At 76.3% G+C, this 17,928-nt stretch carries 19 protein-coding genes; 9 read left to right on the top strand and 10 right to left on the bottom strand.

All coding sequences use genetic code 11. The features are described 5' to 3' along the window. Window positions 1–22: 22 nt before the first annotated feature. Window positions 23–1,537, top strand: coding sequence for a glycerol-3-phosphate dehydrogenase/oxidase (locus tag AC0IVP_RS13915; RefSeq protein WP_471757266.1), 1,515 nt, complete (start codon window positions 23–25; stop codon window positions 1,535–1,537). A 124-nt stretch (window positions 1,538–1,661) separates the two neighbouring features. Further along, a complete protein-coding gene (locus AC0IVP_RS13910; RefSeq protein WP_056290687.1) occupies window positions 1,662–2,306 on the top strand; it encodes an STAS domain-containing protein in 645 nt (214 codons plus the stop codon). 96 nt (window positions 2,307–2,402) lie between these two features. On the opposite strand, the gene AC0IVP_RS13905 is transcribed toward AC0IVP_RS13910, so the two are convergent. Both AC0IVP_RS13905 and AC0IVP_RS13900 read right to left on the bottom strand, forming a co-directional pair. Then, a complete protein-coding gene (locus tag AC0IVP_RS13905; RefSeq protein WP_471757264.1) occupies window positions 2,403–4,733 on the bottom strand; it encodes a putative bifunctional diguanylate cyclase/phosphodiesterase in 2,331 nt (776 codons plus the stop codon). A 2-nt stretch (window positions 4,734–4,735) separates the two neighbouring features. Further along, window positions 4,736–4,864, bottom strand: a complete 129-nt coding sequence (locus AC0IVP_RS13900) for a hypothetical protein (protein ID WP_471757262.1) — start codon at window positions 4,862–4,864, stop codon at window positions 4,736–4,738. 255 nt (window positions 4,865–5,119) lie between these two features. Here AC0IVP_RS13900 and AC0IVP_RS13895 point away from each other — a divergent pair, with 255 nt between their 5' ends. After that, window positions 5,120–6,130: a LacI family DNA-binding transcriptional regulator gene (locus AC0IVP_RS13895; RefSeq protein WP_162245533.1), complete on the top strand. Its 1,011-nt coding sequence runs from the start codon at window positions 5,120–5,122 to the stop codon at window positions 6,128–6,130. A gap of 22 nt (window positions 6,131–6,152) precedes the next feature. On the opposite strand, the gene AC0IVP_RS13890 is transcribed toward AC0IVP_RS13895, so the two are convergent. Both AC0IVP_RS13890 and AC0IVP_RS13885 read right to left on the bottom strand, forming a co-directional pair. Next, on the bottom strand, window positions 6,153–6,425 hold the full coding sequence (locus AC0IVP_RS13890; protein ID WP_471757260.1) for a hypothetical protein: 273 nt from the start codon (window positions 6,423–6,425) through the stop codon (window positions 6,153–6,155). Between the two features lie 8 nt (window positions 6,426–6,433). Beyond that, on the bottom strand, window positions 6,434–7,066 hold the full coding sequence (locus AC0IVP_RS13885) for a TetR/AcrR family transcriptional regulator (RefSeq protein ID WP_056291267.1): 633 nt from the start codon (window positions 7,064–7,066) through the stop codon (window positions 6,434–6,436). A gap of 189 nt (window positions 7,067–7,255) precedes the next feature. Here AC0IVP_RS13885 and AC0IVP_RS13880 point away from each other — a divergent pair, with 189 nt between their 5' ends. From AC0IVP_RS13880 to AC0IVP_RS13865, 4 genes are read left to right on the top strand one after another with little or no spacing between them, the layout of a single operon-like run. After that, window positions 7,256–8,359: a GGDEF domain-containing protein gene (locus AC0IVP_RS13880; protein ID WP_471757258.1), complete on the top strand. Its 1,104-nt coding sequence runs from the start codon at window positions 7,256–7,258 to the stop codon at window positions 8,357–8,359. Between the two features lie 47 nt (window positions 8,360–8,406). Continuing rightward, window positions 8,407–9,405 carry a sulfotransferase gene (locus AC0IVP_RS13875; RefSeq protein ID WP_471757256.1) on the top strand — a complete coding sequence of 333 codons (999 nt, stop codon included), beginning with the start codon at window positions 8,407–8,409 and terminating at the stop codon, window positions 9,403–9,405. A gap of 23 nt (window positions 9,406–9,428) precedes the next feature. Next, window positions 9,429–10,334, top strand: a complete 906-nt coding sequence (locus AC0IVP_RS13870) for a hypothetical protein (protein WP_471757254.1) — start codon at window positions 9,429–9,431, stop codon at window positions 10,332–10,334. A gap of 43 nt (window positions 10,335–10,377) precedes the next feature. After that, the gene (locus AC0IVP_RS13865) at window positions 10,378–11,166 is read left to right on the top strand and encodes a methyltransferase domain-containing protein (protein ID WP_471757252.1); all 789 of its coding nucleotides are present in this window, start codon (window positions 10,378–10,380) and stop codon (window positions 11,164–11,166) included. A 38-nt stretch (window positions 11,167–11,204) separates the two neighbouring features. On the opposite strand, the gene AC0IVP_RS13860 is transcribed toward AC0IVP_RS13865, so the two are convergent. Genes AC0IVP_RS13860 through AC0IVP_RS13850 form a run of 3 tightly spaced genes read right to left on the bottom strand, consistent with a single transcriptional unit; the run spans window position 11,205 to window position 13,725 of the window. Next, window positions 11,205–12,200 carry an aldo/keto reductase gene (locus tag AC0IVP_RS13860; protein WP_471757250.1) on the bottom strand — a complete coding sequence of 332 codons (996 nt, stop codon included), beginning with the start codon at window positions 12,198–12,200 and terminating at the stop codon, window positions 11,205–11,207. Between the two features lie 47 nt (window positions 12,201–12,247). After that, complete coding sequence (locus AC0IVP_RS13855; protein WP_200938747.1) at window positions 12,248–12,628, bottom strand: MerR family transcriptional regulator; 381 nt, start codon at window positions 12,626–12,628, stop codon at window positions 12,248–12,250. Beyond that, window positions 12,625–13,725 (bottom strand): FUSC family protein, encoded by a 1,101-nt coding sequence (locus tag AC0IVP_RS13850; protein ID WP_082556628.1) that lies wholly within the window; start codon window positions 13,723–13,725, stop codon window positions 12,625–12,627. Before AC0IVP_RS13850 ends, AC0IVP_RS13855 begins: the two co-directional genes overlap by 4 nt. Window positions 13,726–13,836: 111 nt before the next feature. On the opposite strand from AC0IVP_RS13850, the gene AC0IVP_RS13845 reads away from it, so the two are divergent. Beyond that, window positions 13,837–14,808: an NAD-dependent epimerase/dehydratase family protein gene (locus AC0IVP_RS13845; protein ID WP_471757248.1), complete on the top strand. Its 972-nt coding sequence runs from the start codon at window positions 13,837–13,839 to the stop codon at window positions 14,806–14,808. A gap of 13 nt (window positions 14,809–14,821) precedes the next feature. Here the strand turns inward: AC0IVP_RS13845 and AC0IVP_RS13840 are convergent, their stop codons facing one another. The 3 genes from AC0IVP_RS13840 to AC0IVP_RS13830 all read right to left on the bottom strand — a co-directional run bounded on the left by AC0IVP_RS13840 (window position 14,822) and on the right by AC0IVP_RS13830 (window position 16,868). Continuing rightward, window positions 14,822–16,054 (bottom strand): MFS transporter, encoded by a 1,233-nt coding sequence (locus tag AC0IVP_RS13840; protein WP_471757246.1) that lies wholly within the window; start codon window positions 16,052–16,054, stop codon window positions 14,822–14,824. Window positions 16,055–16,116: 62 nt separating this feature from the next. Beyond that, on the bottom strand, window positions 16,117–16,584 hold the full coding sequence (locus AC0IVP_RS13835; protein ID WP_471757244.1) for a TipAS antibiotic-recognition domain-containing protein: 468 nt from the start codon (window positions 16,582–16,584) through the stop codon (window positions 16,117–16,119). Further along, window positions 16,533–16,868 (bottom strand): MerR family transcriptional regulator, encoded by a 336-nt coding sequence (locus AC0IVP_RS13830; protein ID WP_471757242.1) that lies wholly within the window; start codon window positions 16,866–16,868, stop codon window positions 16,533–16,535. Before AC0IVP_RS13830 ends, AC0IVP_RS13835 begins: the two co-directional genes overlap by 52 nt. A gap of 97 nt (window positions 16,869–16,965) precedes the next feature. On the opposite strand from AC0IVP_RS13830, the gene AC0IVP_RS13825 reads away from it, so the two are divergent. Continuing rightward, window positions 16,966–17,847: a haloalkane dehalogenase gene (locus AC0IVP_RS13825; protein ID WP_471757239.1), complete on the top strand. Its 882-nt coding sequence runs from the start codon at window positions 16,966–16,968 to the stop codon at window positions 17,845–17,847. Window positions 17,848–17,928 lie beyond the last annotated feature (81 nt).

Raw genomic sequence — 17,928 nt, 5'->3', positions numbered from 1 at the left:
GCCTGCCTGGGAGGGTGGGGACGTGGACGCGACGCTGCTCGACGACGTCCGTCGGTCGCGCGACCTGGAGCGGCTGGGCAGCCGGGTCGACGTGCTGGTCGTCGGGGGCGGGGTGACCGGGGCGGGCGTGGCGTTGGACGCGGCGTCGCGTGGGTTGTCGGTGCTGCTGTGCGAGCGCGACGACCTGGCGTCGGGCACCAGCCGCTGGTCCTCCAAGCTGGTGCACGGCGGGTTGCGCTACCTGGCGCACGGCGAGGTGGGTCTGGCCCGGGAGTCCGCCCGCGAGCGCGCGGTGCTGATGGGCACCACCGCGCCGCACCTGGTGTCGCCGCTGGCCTTCCTGGTCCCCGACGTCGCCGGCCGGGACGTCAGCGCCGTCGCCGGCCTGGGCGGGGTGCTCGGGGACGCCGTCCGCTCCTCGGTGGCCGGCGGCCGGGGGTCGCTGCCGCGCAGCCGCCGGGTCTCCCGGGCCGAGGTGGCCGCGTGGACCCCGGCGGTGCGCCCCGGGCGGGGCGGGGTGGCGTTCTGGGACGGCCGCCTCGTCGACGACGCCCGGCTGGTCGTCGCCCTGGCGCGCACGGCGGCCGGGCGCGGCGCGTCGGTGCTCACCGGTGCGCGGGTCGTGGGCGTGGACCCCGGCCGGGCCGGGTCGGTGGTCACCGTGGAGGTCGAGGGCGGGCGCGTCGCGGTGGAGGCCGGGGTCGTGGTCGTCGCGGCAGGGGTGTGGTCGGCCGCCCTGGACGACGGCGTCCGGCTGGTGCCCTCGCGCGGGTCGCACCTGGTGCTGCGGGCCGACCGGCTGGGCTCGCCGACCGCCGCGCTGACCGTGCCGCTGCCGGGGTCCCGCTCCCGGTACGTCTTCGCGCTGCCGCAGGCCACCGGGTACGTGCACCTGGGGATCACCGACGAGCCGGTGGAGGGCCCGGTGCCCGACGCGGACCCCGTCCCCTCCGCCGCCGAGGTCGCCCAGCTGCTGGCCACGGTCAACCGGGTGCTCGCCGACCCGTTGACCCCCGCGGACGTCGTCGGCGCGCACGCCGGGCTGCGCCCGCTGGTGCTCCCGGCGTCGGCCGGGACCGGGCCCGGGGACGCCACGGCCGACCTGTCCCGCCGGCACCTGCTGCACCGGTCGGGCGGGGTGCTCACCGTCGTCGGCGGGAAGCTCACCACGTACCGGGCGATGGCCGAGGAGACCGTGGACGCGGTGGTGGAGCGGCTGGGGCGCGGTGCCCGCCGCTCGCCGACGGCCGGCCTGCCGCTGGTCGGCGCGGCGCCCCGGCGGGCGCTGGACCGGGTCGACGCGCCGTCCCGGCTGGTCGGGCGGTACGGCACCGAGGCCCCCGCGGTGCACGCCCTGGGCGGCGACCCGGTGGCGCCGGGACGGGTCGAGACGGTGGGGGAGCTGCGGTTCGCCGTCCGGGCGGAGGGGGCGCGCTCGGTGGCCGACCTGCTGGACCGGCGCACCCGGGTGGGGCTCGTCCCGGCCGACCGGGCGGCGGCCCGGGACGTCGCCGAGCGGGTGCTCGCCGAGGCCTGAGGCTCCGGGTGCGGGGCGTCGCGGGGCGCCGTACGTTCGGGATCAGCTCAGACCAGGCTGTCGACCCTCCGGGGCCCGGCCTGCCGTGTGCGGATCCGGCGCCCCTCGTGTCCCGAGGTGTCCGATGACCACGCACAGCGCTGCCGCCACGCGGACCAGCGAACGCCCCCTCGCCGTCGACCTCTACCCGGCCGTCCCTGGTCGTCGTCCCCTCACCGTGGCCGTCGCCGGACGGGTCGTCCGCGGCTTGCTCGTGCCCCTCGAGTCCTGCCTGGAACGGGCGCTGGCCCGCGCCCGGGAGGGCGGCGCGGGGGGTGAGGTCGCCGTCGACGTCCTGCGGGTGACCGCGCTGGACGCCGAGGGCGTCGGCGTCCTCTTCGACGCCCGCCGCCGGGCGGACGAGGCCGGGGTGGAGCTGACCCTGCGGGGTGGTCATCGTCCCGTGGTCCGGGAGGCGTTGCGGGCCAGTCACGTGCGGACGCCGTTCCGGACGCCGTCCCGGGGCACCGGTCCGGCCGGTCCCCGCCGGTCGGCCCGCTCCACCGCCGGGACCGCGCGCCGCGTCCCGCCGCGGGCGCTGCCGGCGGCGCTGGTCGCGCACGAGGGCGGCCCGCGTGCCGGCCAGGTCGACCGGCTGCCCGAGGGCCTGGGCGACCGGTTCCTGGTCTACGACGGGCCGCGGTGGTTCGGGGTCTACGGCCGGTCGGTGCCGCTGCGGACGCACCGGACCGAGCAGGGCGTCGCCGAGGTGTGGACGCACCTGGGCTGACCCGGCGGGTCCCCGGCCCCGCTGGGCTGAACGGCGGGTCCCCGGCCCCGCGGAGCTGACCCGGCGGGTCCCCGGCCCCGCGGTGGACCGGGCGGCTCAGCCCAGCAGCTCCCTCCACTCGGCCAGCGGCACGGGCCGGCCGGTGAGGTACCCCTGGACGGCGTCGCAGCCCAGCTCGCGGAGGCGTTCGAGGTCCTGCGGGCGTTCCACGCCCTCGGCGACGACGGTGAGGCCGAGGTCGTGGGCCAGTCGCACGCTGTGCTTGACGATGGCGGTGGCTGCGTGGTCGTCGGCGATGCCGGCGGTGAGGGAGCGGTCGAACTTGACCTCGTCGATGGGCAGGCGGTGCAGGTAGGCCAGCGAGCTGTAGCCGGTGCCGTAGTCGTCGACGGCGATGGTGAGCCCGATGGCGCGCAGCGCGGTGAGGGTCCGGACGGCGCGCCGGGGGTCGAGCATGAGGCTGTCCTCGACGACCTCGACGGTGAGCGCTGCGGCGGGCAGGCCGTGGTGGGCGAGTGCGGCGGCGATGCGGTGGGGGAGGGACTCGTCGTCGAGGTCCTCGGTGGTCAGGTTGACCGAGACCGGCACCGGTCGGGTCGTCCACCAGCCGGCCGCGGCCGTCAGCGCCAGGTCCAGCACCCGGGCGGTCAGGGCCGGCCCGAGGTGCCCGGAGCGAGCGGCGCGGAGCACGGTGGCCGGGCCGACGAGGCCGCGCTCGGGGTGCTGCCAGCGCAGCAGCGCCTCGCAGCCCAGCAGCGTGGCCGCCGACAGCGGGCCCGGGCCGTCGAGCCGGTGCTGGGGCTGCAGGTGGACGACGAGCTGGGTGTCCGAGGCCAGCGCGGCGTGCAGTTCGGCCACGACCTCGAGCAGCGGGTCGTCGGAGCCGGCGCGGCAGGCCTCGTCGTCGTGGACGGCGAACCCCGTGGCGCTGGACTGGGCTGCGCGCAGGGCCAGGTCCGAGCACCGCAGCAGCCGGTCGGTCCGGGACTCGGTCAGGCCGGTGCCGGGGTCCGGCCGGGCGTCGTGGCCCAGCAGGATGCCCACGTTGGCGCTGAGGTGGAACCGGTGTCCGGCCACGTCGACGGGCTGGCCGAGGGTGTGGCGCACCCGGGCGGCCAGCTCCCAGGCGTCCTCGAGGTCGGTGCCGGGGACGACGAGGGCGAAGTCGTCCCCGTCGATGCGGGCGGCGGTGCCGTCGGTCCCGGCCAGCCGGACCAGGTGCCCCGCGACCGTGACCAGCACCCGGTCGCCGACCTCGTGACCGGCCTCCTCGTTGATCCGGCGGAAGCCGTCCAGGTCGACGGCGAGGACGGTGGCCTCCCCGGTGAGTGCGTCCAGGTGGGCCCGCAGCCCGCGGCGGTCCGGGAGACCGGTGAGGTGGTCGGTCAGAGTGGCGTCCACCCGCTCGGGCCGGCGGTCGGGGGCGTGGAGGGCGGCGTGCACGCGCCAGCCGGTGGCCAGCAGACAGGTCAGGCCCAGCGCGACGAAGACGACGTCCGACCCTTCCGGCAGCAGGGCCGGGTCGACGGCGACCACCCCCACCACGGCCGCCGCGGCACCCAGCAGCGGGAGCACGGTCGACCGCAGGCCCGTGGGGCGGTCCGGCCGCGCGGGCTGGGGGGCCGGGAGGTGCAACCGAGCCGCCGCGACGGCCAGCGCCGGCAGTGCCGCGAGCTGGACGGTGGAGGTCAGCACCGCGGGTACCGCGTCGGGCAGCAGGTGCAGCAGGCCCGCGAGCCAGGTCAGCGCGGCGGCGACCACGAGCGCCGTCAACGGGTGTCGGCGGTCCGCGCGCGTGGCCGCGCCCGCGGCGATGACGAGGGCCAGCAGGAGGGTTGCGGTGGCCACGGCGGGGACGCGGGCCGACCAGAGGGCCGGCGTCCCGAGCGCGGCGGCGTTCGCGGCGACGGGTGTCCCCGCGACCGCGACCAGCACCGCGGCCCCGAGGACGTCGACGGCGAGGGACGCCCGCGCCCGGGCACCGTGGCCGACGGCCGCCCGCGCGATCGCTGCGGTGACGACGACCAGGACGGCCAGGCCCGCGACGTGCAGCCAGCAGCTGACCGGCAGTTCGCCCCGGTCACCCGAGGGGCCGGGGCGGCCCAGGACGACGGCGATCCCCAGCAGCAGCAGCGCCGTGGTCGTGCCGGTACGGACCGGTCCGGGTCGGGAGTGCCCGGGCCCGGGGGAGACCGCCGCCAGCGCGCTGCCGACGACGACCGCACCGACGAGCAGCGAGTCCACCGCCCACCACCAGGCGGCGTCGGGGGCGGACGTGCCGGCCAGGAGCAGCCGGCCGGCCAGCGCCCCACCCGTGAGGGTCAGCAGGGACCGCGCCCGCGCGGTCCCTGCGGGCCGGGGCGGCACGCCTCCGGCCCCCGTCGACGCCTCGGGGTCGGGGCGTGCGAGCACGTCTCCGGTGGACACGGTCAGGCGAGGATGGCGCGGGTGACCGCGACCGGTCCGGTGCGGACGCCACCGGTGACGGTCCGGGTCCCGTCGACGACGGTGCTGCCGGCGTCGGTGGTGGGGAGCGCACGGGGACGGACGGCGGACACGGGTGCTCCTCGGGTGGATCGCCGGGGGTTCGACGAGGTCGTGCGGGCGTGGCATCGATGCCGTGCACGGATGGCTTCGGCGGACCGACAGCTCGATTGAGCCGAAACGTGTCAGTGAATGCTGTGAGCAAACGACGTTGACCCAGGTCGAGGAGGGGCCCCGGACGGTCCCGTAAAGAATGGTGCCGGGTGATCCGTGTCGTGGCGCGGGCCCATTGCGGCCCCGATGCTCGCCGGATGTGGAAATCTTGGGTCGTGACGACGCGAGTACCCGAGCGCCCCCGCCGGGCGACCAGCTCCGACGTGGCCCGCCTGGCCGGGGTCTCCCGGGCCACGGTGAGCTACGTGCTCAACGACGTCCCGCACCAGACCATCCCGGAGGTGACCCGCCGCCGGGTGATGGAGGCCGCCGCAGCGCTGAGCTACCGGGCGTCACCGGCCGCACGCGCGCTCCGCACCGGGCGGTCCGACGTGGTCCTCGGGGTCCTGCCCGCCGTGCGGTACAGCCACATGTACGCCACCTTCTTCGCCGAACTGGGCATCGCGCTGGGCCGGCGGGGCCGGACGCTGGTGGTGCACCCGCTGGACCCGGGCACGCTCCCCCTGCGCGAGGTGTGGCGGACGCTGACCCCCGACGCCGTGCTGGCCTTCGGCCCCCTCGGCGACGAGGACGTCACGGCGATGCGGGCCGCCGGCATCCAGGTCGCTCTCGCACTGAGCCCGGTGGCCCCCCGTGGCCCCTGGGAGGTGGGGATCGGCGACCAGTCCATCGGACACGCCCAGGCCGAGCACCTCCTGGGCCTGGGGCACCGGTGCCTGGGACTGGCCCTGCCTGCCGACCCGCGGGTCGAGGCGGTCTCCGGTGGACGGGTCGAGGCGCTGCACTCGCGGGCCACCGCGGCCGGCGGCGGGTCCTCGCTGCGGTCTCTCGACCCCGAGGACCCCGACGCCGCACTCGCGGCCTGGTTGGCGGACGAGCCGGACATGACCGCCGTCGCCGCCTGGAACGACGAGGTCGCCTTCGCCCTGGTGGCGGCCGCGGCGCGGCTGGGGGTGGCCGTCCCTGAGCGTCTGGCCGTCATCGGCGCCTACGACCACGCGGTGGGCAGGATGTCGCGGCCGACGCTGTCCACGGTGCGCGTCGACGTCGCCGCCCGGGTGGAGCCCATCGCGGCCGCCCTCGTCGCCGCCGTCGAGGGGGCTCCGCTGCACCTGGACCCTCCGGGCACCGACACGCTGGAGGTCGTGCGCCGGGGGTCGACGTGACCCCCGGCGCAGCGGGCGGCGCCTAGAGCGGCCAGCGCGCCGGTCGCGTGTCGGCCGGCTGCACGGTGAGCACGGCGACGTCGTCGACGACTGCGGCGTCGGCGGTCCGGTGGCCCAGCTGCAGCAGGTCCTGACGCAGCCGGGCGACCCGGGGGCCGAGGTCCCCGGCCCGCCCCTCGACGGTGACGTGGACCAGCTGCTCGCCCCGGCCCCGTGCCTGCTGCAGGCGCGCGAGCGCCCCGGCGAGGTCGTCGGCGCCGGAGCCGGCTGCCGCCAACCCGTCGGGTGCCGGCACGAGTCGGGTCATCGGGACGGGTCGGCGGCCACGCCGGTCACCCGTCCGCGGTCCTCGAGGGCGCGCAGCGCCAGGTGCACGAACGTCGCGGTGACCTCGCGGTCCAGCGGGCCGGAGACCCAGTGCGCCACCAGCAGCGCGCGGGCCAGGTGGAGCACCGTGGCGTCCTCGGCCGGGACGCCGCCCAGGCCCGTCCACCACGCGTCCAGGTCGTCGTGCAGGTGGCCGTGCAGGGCCCGCCGCAGCGTGGGGTCCAGGGAGGCGCGGCCCAGCAGTGCGGCGGCGACCTGGGCCGAGCGGGTCGGCGGCTGGGTCCAGGACTCGGCCAGGGCGCGGACGGCGAGCGGTGGCGGGGTGTCGGTGTCGGGCCGGGGGAGGAGCTCGGCCCGCTCCATGAGCTCGGCCTCCAGGGCCCGCATGTCCGGCCAGCGCCGGTAGATGCCGGCCTTGCCCGCGCGGGTGTGCGCGGCGAGCAGGTTGGCGGTGAGACCCGCCGACCCGCGCTCGATCAGCAGGGTGGCCGCCCGCTCCCGGAGCCGGTCGGTCAGCACCGGGTCCAGCGGGCGCCCGGGGCTGCGCGGGCGGGTGGTCGGTGCGTCGACCGGCTGGCGGTCGAGGTCCTCCTCCAGGTACACGGACACGGTTCTCCTCTCGAGCAGCCGGCTTCTCGACTGCGGGGTTACAGCTTTAAGCGTGCGCGGACACTGTCCCATGGGAGAGCCGGAACGGAAGCGACCCCACGCGTGAGCTGCGTCTACGTGCCACCCGCCGGGGTGAGGGCCGCGTCCGCGGGTCTCAGGACCGGGGGGTCGACTGCCGAGGCAACCGCCATGGGACGACGAGAGGCCGCACGCAGCGGCTGGGCGCCCCGGGACGCCCCGGCGGCGACCCGGCTGGGCCTGGCGTTGCTGCTGGCCGGCGTCGCGCTGCACGTCGGCCTGCTGGTCGCCCTGGGTCCCGCGCGGTCCAACGCCACCGTCCAGCTCGTGGCCCTGGCGGCGCAGGTGGCCACCTGCGCCGCGGTCGCCCGCTGGTCGGTGCGCCTGCCGTCGGGCACGTGGGCCGGGCTGGTCCTCGTCGTCACCCCGGTGATCGGGCTGCTCCCGCCCTTCTACCCGCAGGTCGTCCTGCTGGCCGTCCCGTTGCTGTTCCTGCTCGTGGTGTTCTCCTCCCACGCGCTGGGGGCGGGCGTCGCCCGGTTGGTGACCGCGCAGGCCGTCCTGGTCGCCGTGTGGGTCGCCTGGCAGCTGCACGGCGATGTCGCGCTGAGCGTGGTCGACGTGCTGTTCGTCGGTGGCGTGCTGGTCCTGGTCCACGGCCTCCTGGTCCGGGGGGCCGACGCCCAGGAGCTGCTGGTGTCCCGGCTGGAGCGCGAGGCCCGGTACGACGGGCTCACCGGGGTGCTGGCCCGGCAGGCCTTCGAGGACGGCGTGGACCGTGCGCTGCTCGGGACGGCCGGGCCGACCGGACTGCTGCTGGTGGACGTGGACCACTTCAAGGCCGTCAACGACACCCACGGCCACCCCGTCGGGGATGCCGCGCTCCGGCACGTCGCCGAGCTGGTGTCGGCCGGCGTCCGGCGGTCCGGTGGGGTCGTGGGCAGGCTGGGTGGTGACGAGCTCGGGGTGCTGCTCGTCGACTGCACCGCCGAGGTGGCGGCGGAACGGGCCGACGCGCTGGTCCGTCAGCTGCGCGCGTCCCCGCTGCGGACCGGCGAGGGCCTGCTGGTCGGGCTGACCCTGAGCATCGGTGCGGCGGCGACCGACCGGGGTGGCCGCGTCGAGCTGTACGCCGCGGCGGACGCGGCGCTGTACGACGCCAAGCGGGCCGGACGGGACCGTGCCTCGGTGCGGGTCGACGGCGACCGCCGCTCGGGTGCCCCGGTCGTGGAGCCGGCCGCGGATCCCGTCGTGGGGCAATCCTCACCACTCTGATCGGGTTGGTGCGGAGGCGAGATCCGGCGGCTGGTAGGAACACCGGCGTGGACGACCCGGCACGTGCCCCCCGACGCCCCGACGCCGACCGGCTGCCCGACTTCGTCATCGCCGGCGCCCCGAAGGCCGGGACGACGGCCCTGCACGCCGCGCTGGCCACCCACCCGGGGCTGTTCCTGTCCCCGGTCAAGGAGCCGAAGTTCTACCTGACCGACGGGCGCCCGCCGCCGCGGTCCGGGCAGCGCGGCCCCGGCGACGCGCACAGCGCGCAGGAGTGGGTCTGGCGCCGCGACCGGTACCTCGCGCTCTTCGACGGTGCACCCGCCGGCGCGGTCCGGGGCGAGAGCACCCCGTTCTACCTCCACGACCGGGCGGCACAGCGGCGCCTGGTGGCCGACGTCCCCGGGGTGCGGGTGGTCGCGGTCGTCCGGGACCCGGTCGACCGGGCGTACTCCAACTGGGTGCACCTGCGCGCGGACGGCCTGGAGCCTGAGCCGGACTTCGGGCGGGCGGTCGAGCTGGAGCAGCAGCGGGTCGCGGCCGGCTGGGCCCCCTTCTGGCACTACCGCGGGCTCGGTCGCTACGGGGAGCAGCTGCGCGACCTGCTCACCCTGCTGCCGCGGGAGCAGGTGCTGGTGCTGCGGTACCGCCAGGTCGTGTCGGCCCCGGCCGACACCCTGGACCTGGTGGCCGACTTCCTCGGGGTGGCGCCGGGGCTGGCCCACGCGGTGCCGGCGGAGAACGTCAAGCCGCACGTCGCCGACTCCCGGCGCCACCGGGCGCTGTCCCGGGTCGCCCGGACCGGGGCCGCACTGGGCGCCGGCCTCCCGCCGCAGGTCTGGCGGCAGGCCTCCCGGCCGCTGCTGGCCGCGCTGCACGCCGGCCGCACCCCGCGACCGCCGCTGCCGGTCGACGTCCGGCGGGCGGTGCTGGCGCCGCTGCTGCCCGACATCGCGCTGCTGGAGGAGCTGCTGGGGGAGTCCTTCGAGGACTGGCGGGGTGACACCGGACGCGGGGACTTCCGGTCCCGCACGGCGACCCCGTGAGCCCGGCTGACAGGCTCGCGGGCATGACGAGCTGGACCCCTGACCGGCTGGACCGCTTCTGGGGCGAGGCGCAGGTGGTGGCCGTGCCCGAGGACCCGCGGCCGGGGTCGTGGGCCGGCGGCCCCTCGGTCCAGCACGTGGACGGCGTGTGGTGGCTGGCCTCCCGGCTCCGTCGCCCGGTGGGGGAGGGGCGCGGGTTCGCCAACGTCCTGTCCCGGTCGGCGGACGGCGTGCGCTTCGAGCCGGTCGCCGCGCTGGGCAAGGACGCCTTCGGCGCGGAGTCGCTGGAGCGGCCCTGCCTGGTGCACACCCCGGAGGGCCGGTGGCGGGCCTACGTCAGCTGCGCGACCCCGGGCACGAAGCACTGGCGGGTCGACCTGGTGGAGGCCGACACGGTGGTGGGCCTGGCCACCGCGCCGTCCCGGACCGTGCTGCCCGGCGACGCCGGCTCGGCCGTCAAGGACCCCGTCGTGCGGCACGACGGGGTCCGCTGGCACCTGTGGGCCTCGGTGCACCCGCTCGACGACCCCGACGCCACCGACCGGATGACCGTCGAGCACGCCACCAGCCCCGATGGCGTCGACTGGACCTGGCAGGGCACGGCGCTGGCCGGGCGTCCCGGTCTCTGGGACGCCCGCGGGGTGCGCCCGGCGACGGTGTGGGTCGAGGGTGGCCGGACCTGGGCGCTGTACGACGGCCGGGCGAGTGCCGCGGAGAACTGGGAGGAGCGCACCGGTCTGGCGCAGGTGGGCGGGGCCGGGTGGACCGCGGTCGGCGCCGAGCCGTTGCTGCAGAGCCCGCACGCCCCGCACGGGCTGCGCTACGCCGACGTCGTGGTGCTGGCCGACGGGACCCAGCGCTGGTTCTACGAGGCCACCCGGGCCGACGGCGCACACGAGCTGCGGACGGTGCTGCTTCCCGCACAGTGAGACAGGTGTTTCACAGAATGGGACGGCGGTGCAGGCTGTCGGCGTGGACACCTACACCCACGGCCATGCCGACGCCGTCCTGCAGTCCCACCGCTGGCGCACCGTGGAGAACTCCGCCGGGTACCTGCTGCCGCACCTGCGGCCCGGGCTCGGCGTCCTCGACGTCGGCTGCGGGCCGGGCACGATCACCGTCGACCTGGCCCGCCGGGTCGCCCCCGGTCGCGTGCTGGGCCTCGACGTCGCCGAGGCGCCGCTGGACGAGGCCCGGGCGCTGGTCGACGGCGAGGACGTCACCTTCGCCGTCGGCGACGTCTACGCCCTGGACCTGCCCGACGACTCCGTCGACGTGGTGCACGCCCACCAGGTGCTGCAGCACCTCACCGACCCGGTCGCCGCGCTGCGCGAGATGGCCCGGGTGGCCCGGCCCGGCGGGCTGGTCGCCGTCCGGGAGGTCGACTACGCCGCGACCACCTGGTTCCCGGCCGACGAGGGCCTGGACCGCTGGCTGGACCTCTACCGCCGGGTGGCCCGCCGCAACGGCGCCGAGCCCGACGCCGGCCGGCGGCTGCGCGCCTGGGCGCACGCGGCCGGGCTGCGCGACGTCGCCGCCTCGGCGTCCACCTACTGCTACGCCTCGGACGCCGAGCGGGAGTGGTGGGGCACCTCGTGGGCCGGCCGGGCGACCGCGTCCGCGTTCGCGGAGCAGGCGGTGGCCTACGGCCTGGCCACCCCGGCCGAGCTGGACGACGTCGCGGCGGCGTGGCTGCGCTGGGCCGCGGCCGACGACGGCTGGCTGGGCATGCTGCACGGGGAGCTGCTGGTCCGGGTGTGACCGGGGTCCCGGGGCCACGCGGCCCCGGGACCCGTGGGTCAGCGGCGGACCGAGGACATGTCGGGGTAGCGGTCGCCGACCGAGGCGCCGACCGGGAGCACCTGCTCCAGGGTGGTCAGCTCCTCGGGCGTGAGCTCGACCTGCACCGCGGCGGAGTTCTCGGCCAGGTAGGAGCGCCGCTTGGTGCCCGGGATCGGGACGACGTCCTCGCCCTGGGCCAGCAGCCAGGCCAGCGCCACCTGACCGGCGGTGACCTGCTTGACCTCCGCCAGCTCGCGGACCCGGTCGACGAGCTCGAGGTTCGCGGTGAACGCCTCGCCCTGGAAGCGCGGGTTGGCCCGGCGGAAGTCGTCGGGCGCCAGGTCGTCGACGCTGCGGATCGCCCCGGAGAGGAAGCCGCGGCCCAGCGGGGAGTAGGGCACGAAGCCGATGCCCAGCTCGCGGACGGTGGCCAGCACGCCGTCCTCCTCGACGTCGCGGGTCCACAACGACCACTCGGTCTGCAGGGCGGTGACCGGGTGCACGGCGTGCGCCGTGCGGATGGTGTCCGGGGCGGCCTCGCTGATGCCCAGGTGGCGCACCTTGCCGGCGGCCACCAGCTCGGCCATGGCGCCCCAGGTGTCCTCGACGGGGACCGTGGTGTCGACCCGGTGCTGGTAGTAGAGGTCGATGTGGTCCACGCCCAGCCGGGCGAGGCTGGCGTCGCAGGCGGAGCGCACGTAGTCGGGGCGCCCGTTGATGCCGCGGGTGCCGTCGGGACGGCGCTCGTTGCCGAACTTGGTCGCCAGCTGCACCTCGTCGCGACGGCCGGCGATCGCCCGCCCGACGAGCTGCTCGTTGGTGAAGGGGCCGTACATGTCAGCGGTGTCCAGGAAGGTGACGCCGGAGTCCAGGGCGGCCGCGATGGTGGCCAGGGACTCCTGCTCGTCGCCGGCGCCGTAGAACTCGCTCATGCCCATGCAGCCCAGGCCCAGGGCGGACACGGTCAGGGCGGCGTCGGCGGTGCCGAGGGTGCGGGTGGGGAAGTCGGTCATGGGTCCAGCGTCGGACTTCGAGTGCACTCGACGTCAAGCCGGGGCGGTCAGCCCCAGACGGTGCGGTACCCGGCGATCTTGTGGTTGATGGCGTCCAGGTGGTCGGTGACCTCGGCCAGGTGCCGCCGGACCTCGTCCCGGTGGGCCTCCAGGACGGCCAGCCGCTGGTCCTCGTTGCCGGCTCCGGCCCGGCACAGCTCGGCGTAGGCCCGGATCGCCCGGACCGGCATCCCGGTGGCCCGCAGCCGCTGCACCATCTCGATCCAGCGCACGTCGTCCTCGTCGTAGCGCCGCCGGCCGGCCGCGGTGCGTCCCGGTGAGCCCAGCAGCAGCTGCTCGGACTCGTAGTAGCGCAGCGTGTGCGTGGTCAGCCCCAGCCGGGCGGCGGCCTCGCCGATGGTCATGCCGGGGCTCTGCACGGTGGTCACCCCACCGATGATGCCCCCGCCGGGGGGTGCCGCACCCGGGCCTCGAGGGCCTGCAGCGAGCGCCGCACCCCGACGGTCACCGCGCCGAGGGCGAAGAAGCCCTCGTCGTCGGGCACGGCGGAGGCGCGCAGCAGGTGGGTGAGCCGGTCCAGCGCGCCGAGGGCGGCGGCGATGGCGTCGTCCCGGGCGTCGTGCTCCGCGCCCCGGTGGTAGGGCGTCCGGACGACGCCGGCCAGGCCCTCGAGGGCGTCGGCCAGCACCCATCCGGTGCCGTCGTCGACCCGGTCCAGGCCGCGGCGGTGCGGTTGGAACTCCACCACCAGCGTGGTCAGGTCGTCGATGAGGACGGCGACCCGGTCCAGTGCACGGGACTGCTCCCGGATGCTGGTCGCCCGGCCCTGCCAGCGGCGCGCCCGCGGGTTGGCCTTGCGGGCCCGCTCGACCTGCTGCTCCTCCCGGCGCAGCCGGTCCAGTGCGACGTCGAGGGCCTCCCCGCGTCGCTCCCACTCGGCCGGTTCGGGGGTGCCGCCCAGCCGCAGGGCCGCGGCGACGTCCTCCAGGTGCGCGGCGACCAGCGCCCGGGTGACGACCAGCTGCTCGACGGCCCGGGTGAGCAGCATCGGCGGGAAGAGCACCGTGGTGACGGCGACCCCGACCGCGGCGCCCAGCAGGGTCAGCCCGCCGTAGCGCAGCACGTAGGACGCCGGGTCGTCGGTGCCCACGGTGATCATCAGGACGGCGGCGAAGCTGACCCAGCTGGCCTGCTCGCGCAGCAGCCGCCACTGCTCGACGGCGATCGCGATCGCGACGATCAGCGCGATGGTCAGGGCGTTCGGCACGCCCCGGGTGACCTCGTAGACGCCGACGGCCAGCCCGAAGCCCAGGAACATCGCGGCGACCGTGCGCCAGGCCGCGGACGCGGAGTCCGCGACCGTGGGGTGCACGGCGATGACGGCGCCGAGCGGGGCGTAGTAGGCGTAGTCCGACAGCGTCGGGGGCAGCAGCACCGCGATCTGCCAGGCCAGCCCCGCTGCCACCGCTGCCCGGACGCCACGCTGCACCCACGGCCGGCGCAGCAGGCCCACCACCCGCCTCACCGGCCCAGGATGCAGCGCCGCCAGCGGCGTTCCCCCGGCGGGGGGCGCAGCCGCCGGGGGTCACGCCTACCGTGGCCCCGTCGTCCCCCGTCTCCGGAGAGCAGGCACCCTGTGCGCGTCGTCGTCGTCGGCGGGACCGGTCACATCGGCACCCACCTGGTGCCCCGGCTGGTCCGGGCCGGGCACGAGGTGGTGAGCATCAGCCGGGGCACCGGCAGCACCTACCAGGACGCTCCCGAGTGGGCCTCGGTCGAGCGGGTCGTCGCCGACCGTGAGCAGCAGGACGCCGCCGGGGTGTTCGGGGCCACCGTGCTCGCGCAGCGCCCCGACGCGGTGGTCGACCTGGTGTGCTTCACCGTCGAGTCCGCGCACGCGCTGGTCGATGCCCTGCGCGGCCGGGTGGCGCACCTGCTGCACTGCGGGTCGCTGTGGCGCTACGGGCCCAGCCTCGAGCTGCCGATAGTGGAGGGCGCGGGCACGGTGCCCAGCGACGAGTACGGCATCGCCAAGGAGGCGATCGCCCAGCTGCTGCGGGCGGAGACGGCCGCCGGTGGGCTGCCGACCACCTCGATCCACCCCGGGCACATCGTGGGCCCGGGCTGGGCGCCGATCGGGCCGCTGGGCAACCTGGACCCCGACGTCTGGCTGGCGCTGTCCCAGGGGCGCCCGCTGCGGGTGCCCGGCAGCGGTGCGGAGGCGATGCACCACGTGCACGCCGACGACGTCGCCCAGCTCTTCGAGCTCGCCCTGGCCCAGCGTGACGCCGCCGCCGGTGAGGACTTCCACGCGGTGGCCGCCACCGCCCTCACCGTGCGGGGCTACGCCGAGCTGGCCGCCGGGTGGTTCGGCCGGCAGGCCGTCCTGGAGCAGGTCACCTGGGAGGAGTTCCGCGCCGGGACCACCCCCGAGGCGGCGGAGGCCAGCTGGGGCCACCTGCACCGCAGCCACGTGCTGAGCATCGAGAAGTCCCGGGCCCGGCTGGGCTACGCGCCGGCCCACGGCCCGGCAGGGGCGGTGCTGGAGTCGGTGCGCTGGCTGGTCGAGCACGACCGGCTCACCGTGGCCGGCCCCCTGCGCGTCTGACCGCCCGGCCCGGTCAAGCCGGCTGTTCGTCGGCGTGCGCGACGTGCCGCAGCTGGGACCAGATCAGCACCACGAACACCGCGGACCCGGCGAAGGCGAACCAGAACGGTGCGGTGACGCCCCACTCCCGGGCCAGCAGGCCGCCGATGCCCGAGCCGACCACCAGCCCGCCGAACGTGCCGACCAGGTTCACGCTGCCCACCCGGCCCTGCAGCGGCTGGGGGACGGCGCGCTGCCGCACGGTCACCGACGTCGTCCCCCAGACGAAGGCGTGCACGCCGAAGACGAAGAACACCGGCAGCGCGACGGCGGGGCTGCGGGTCAGCGCGAGCGCCAGGTGGGTGAGGGTCTCGACCACCAGGCCGACCCGCAGCAGGTCGCCCAGCCGGACCCGACGGGTGATCCACCCGTAGGCCAGCACGCCGACCAGGCCGCCCGCTGCGCTGACCGCGGTGACCAGCCCGAAGCCGATCGGACCCAACCGCAACTGCTCGGTGGCGTAGAGGACCAGCACCGACCAGGCCGCGCCGAAGGTCAGGTTGAACACGGTGATGGTCAGCACCAGCGTGCGGACGGCGGCGTGGTGCCGGACCCAGCGGGCACCCTCGGCGATGTCGGCCCGCAGCCGGGACGGCGGCCCCTCCCGCGGCGTCCGGGGCACCACCACCCGGGACACCAGCACCGCGCCGAGCGCCACCACGACGGCCTGCACGCCGAACGCCCAGGCGGCGCCCACGGCGAACAGCGCGGCGCCCAACGGCGGCCCGGCCAGCTGGTTGACCGTGATGAACCCGGTCTGCAGCCGTGCGTTGGCCACCGCCAGGTCGTCCCGGTCCACCAGCATCGGCAGCAGCGTGGACGAGCTGTTGTCGGCGAAGACCTCCGCCGTCCCCAGCAGGAGGAGCACGCCCAGGACGGCGGCGATCGGGACGGCGTCGGTGGTCAGCGCCAGGGTCAGCACGGTGAGCACCACGGCCCGGGCCAGGTCGACGGTCACCACGATCAGCCGCCGGTCCAGCCGGTCGGTGACCGCCCCGGCCAGCAGCCCGAACAGCAGCGGCGGCAGCCACTGCACGGTCGCCGCCAGCGCGACCAGCAACGCGTCCTCGGTCAGCGAGGCCACCAGCAACGGCCCGGCGGCCAGCGCGATCCCGTCGCCCAGGTTGGACGACCAGGACGACGCCAGCAGCCAGCGGAACCGGGTGCCCAGCCGCCGCGGGACCAGCACCTCCCCGAGACGGCTCACCGCCCGACCCTCTCACCCGGGTCGGGCGGTGAGGCTCAGCCCTGCCCGCTCAGCCCTGGTGCTCAGCCCTGCCGGTCGGCGTTGGCGACGACGGCCGCGCTCACGTACTGGGCCAGGCCCGGCGCGATCCGCTCGTAGTACGCGGTGAACCGCTCGTCCTCGACGTACATCGCGCCCAGGCCGGCGTGCAGCTCGGGCGGGCAGTCGTACCAGCGCCGGGTGATCTGGTCGCGGTGCTCCTCGGCCAGGTCCATCGCCCGCCCGCCGTCGGCCGGGGCGCCGTCGGCCAGGGCCGCGGCGAACCGGGACTCCAGGTCGTCGGTCTCGGCCTTGACGTCGAGCCAGTCCTGCTTGGTCATCGACTGCTGCCGGGTCTTCGACTGCGCCCAGGCGTCGGTGTCGCCCCAGCGCTCCTGCGCCTCGGCCTCGTACTGCTCGGGCAACCAGTCCCCGAACACCTCGAAGCGCTCCTGCGGGGTCAGCGGGATCCCCATCTGCCGTGCCTCCATCTCCTTCTCGACGGCCGCCACCACCTGTAAGAGGACCTCGTCCTCCCCACCACGAGCAAGCTCGCGGCGGGCCCCGGGACGAGGCCGTGCCGGCCCGCCTGCAGGGTCCCGCGGCGAGCTTGCGAGTCGTGGGGGGCAGGCGGGTCCTCTTTCTGCTGGAGCCGGTCGACGTCGGTGACGTCGTAGACCCGGTAGCCCGCCGCCGTCCGTCCGGACGGCGTGAGCAGTCCGATCCGGTCGTAGTGGTGCAGCGTGCGCACCGTGACGCCGGCCAGCCGGGCCAGCTCTCCCACCGTGTGGCTCATGCCTCTCCTCCTCCGACGACGACGATGCAACCGCCTGACGCCGCGTCAGGGTCAAGCCCTCTCGCGGATCCCGTCCACCGGGGTGAGGATCGGGGACGTGTTCCCCTCTGCGGACGACCCGTTCCCCCGCTCGCGCGTGCGCGTCCGGGAGCAGGAGATGGCCTACGTCGACACCGGCGAGGGGGACACGGTCCTCTTCCTGCACGGCAACCCCACGTCGTCCTACCTGTGGCGCAACGTCATCCCGCACCTGTCCGGGCTGGGCCGCTGCGTCGCCCCGGACCTGATCGGCATGGGCGAGTCGGCCAAGCTGCCCGACCCCGAGCGCGGCACCTACTCCTTCCAGACCCACGCCGGGTACCTGGACGACCTCCTCGAGGAGGTCCAGATCGGCGACCGGGTCACCCTCGTGCTGCACGACTGGGGCTCGGCGCTGGGCTTCCACTGGGCGGCCCGGCACGCCGACCGGGTCCGTGCGATCGCCTTCACCGAGGCCATCGTGACGCCGCTGCTGTGGGCGGACTGGCCGCGGGACGCCAAGGGCGTCTTCCAGGGCATGCGCTCGGACAGGGGCGAGGACCTGGTGCTGGACCGCAACACCTTCGTCGAGCGCATCCTGCCGGGCTCGGTGCTGCGCGGGCTGTCCCCGGAGGCGCACGAGCGCTACCGGGCGCCCTTCCGCGAGCGCGAGGACCGCTGGCCCACCCTGGAGTGGCCGCGGCAGATCCCGATCGAGCACGTGCCGCCGGACGTGCACGACGTCGTGGACCACTACGGCCAGTGGCTGGCGCACTCCGACGTCCCCAAGCTGTTCGTCAACGCCGACCCCGGTTCGATCCTGGTCGGCCGCCAGCGCGAGACCGTCCGCCGGTGGCCGGCGCTGACCGAGGTCACGGTCCCCGGCAGCCACTTCGTCCCGGAGGACTCCCCGGACGACATGGGCCGCGCGATCGCCGACTGGCTCCGCACCCTGCCCTGACCCCGCCCTCCCGCCCGCCCGCCCGCCGGCCCTCCCGCCGGACCCGCTGCGCGGTGATCATGGAGTTGGGAACGGTGACAC

The organism is Klenkia sp. AC732, assembly GCF_979256525.1.
Note: the sequence above shows the minus strand (reverse complement) of the source record. Positions and strands in the feature narration are given on the sequence as shown.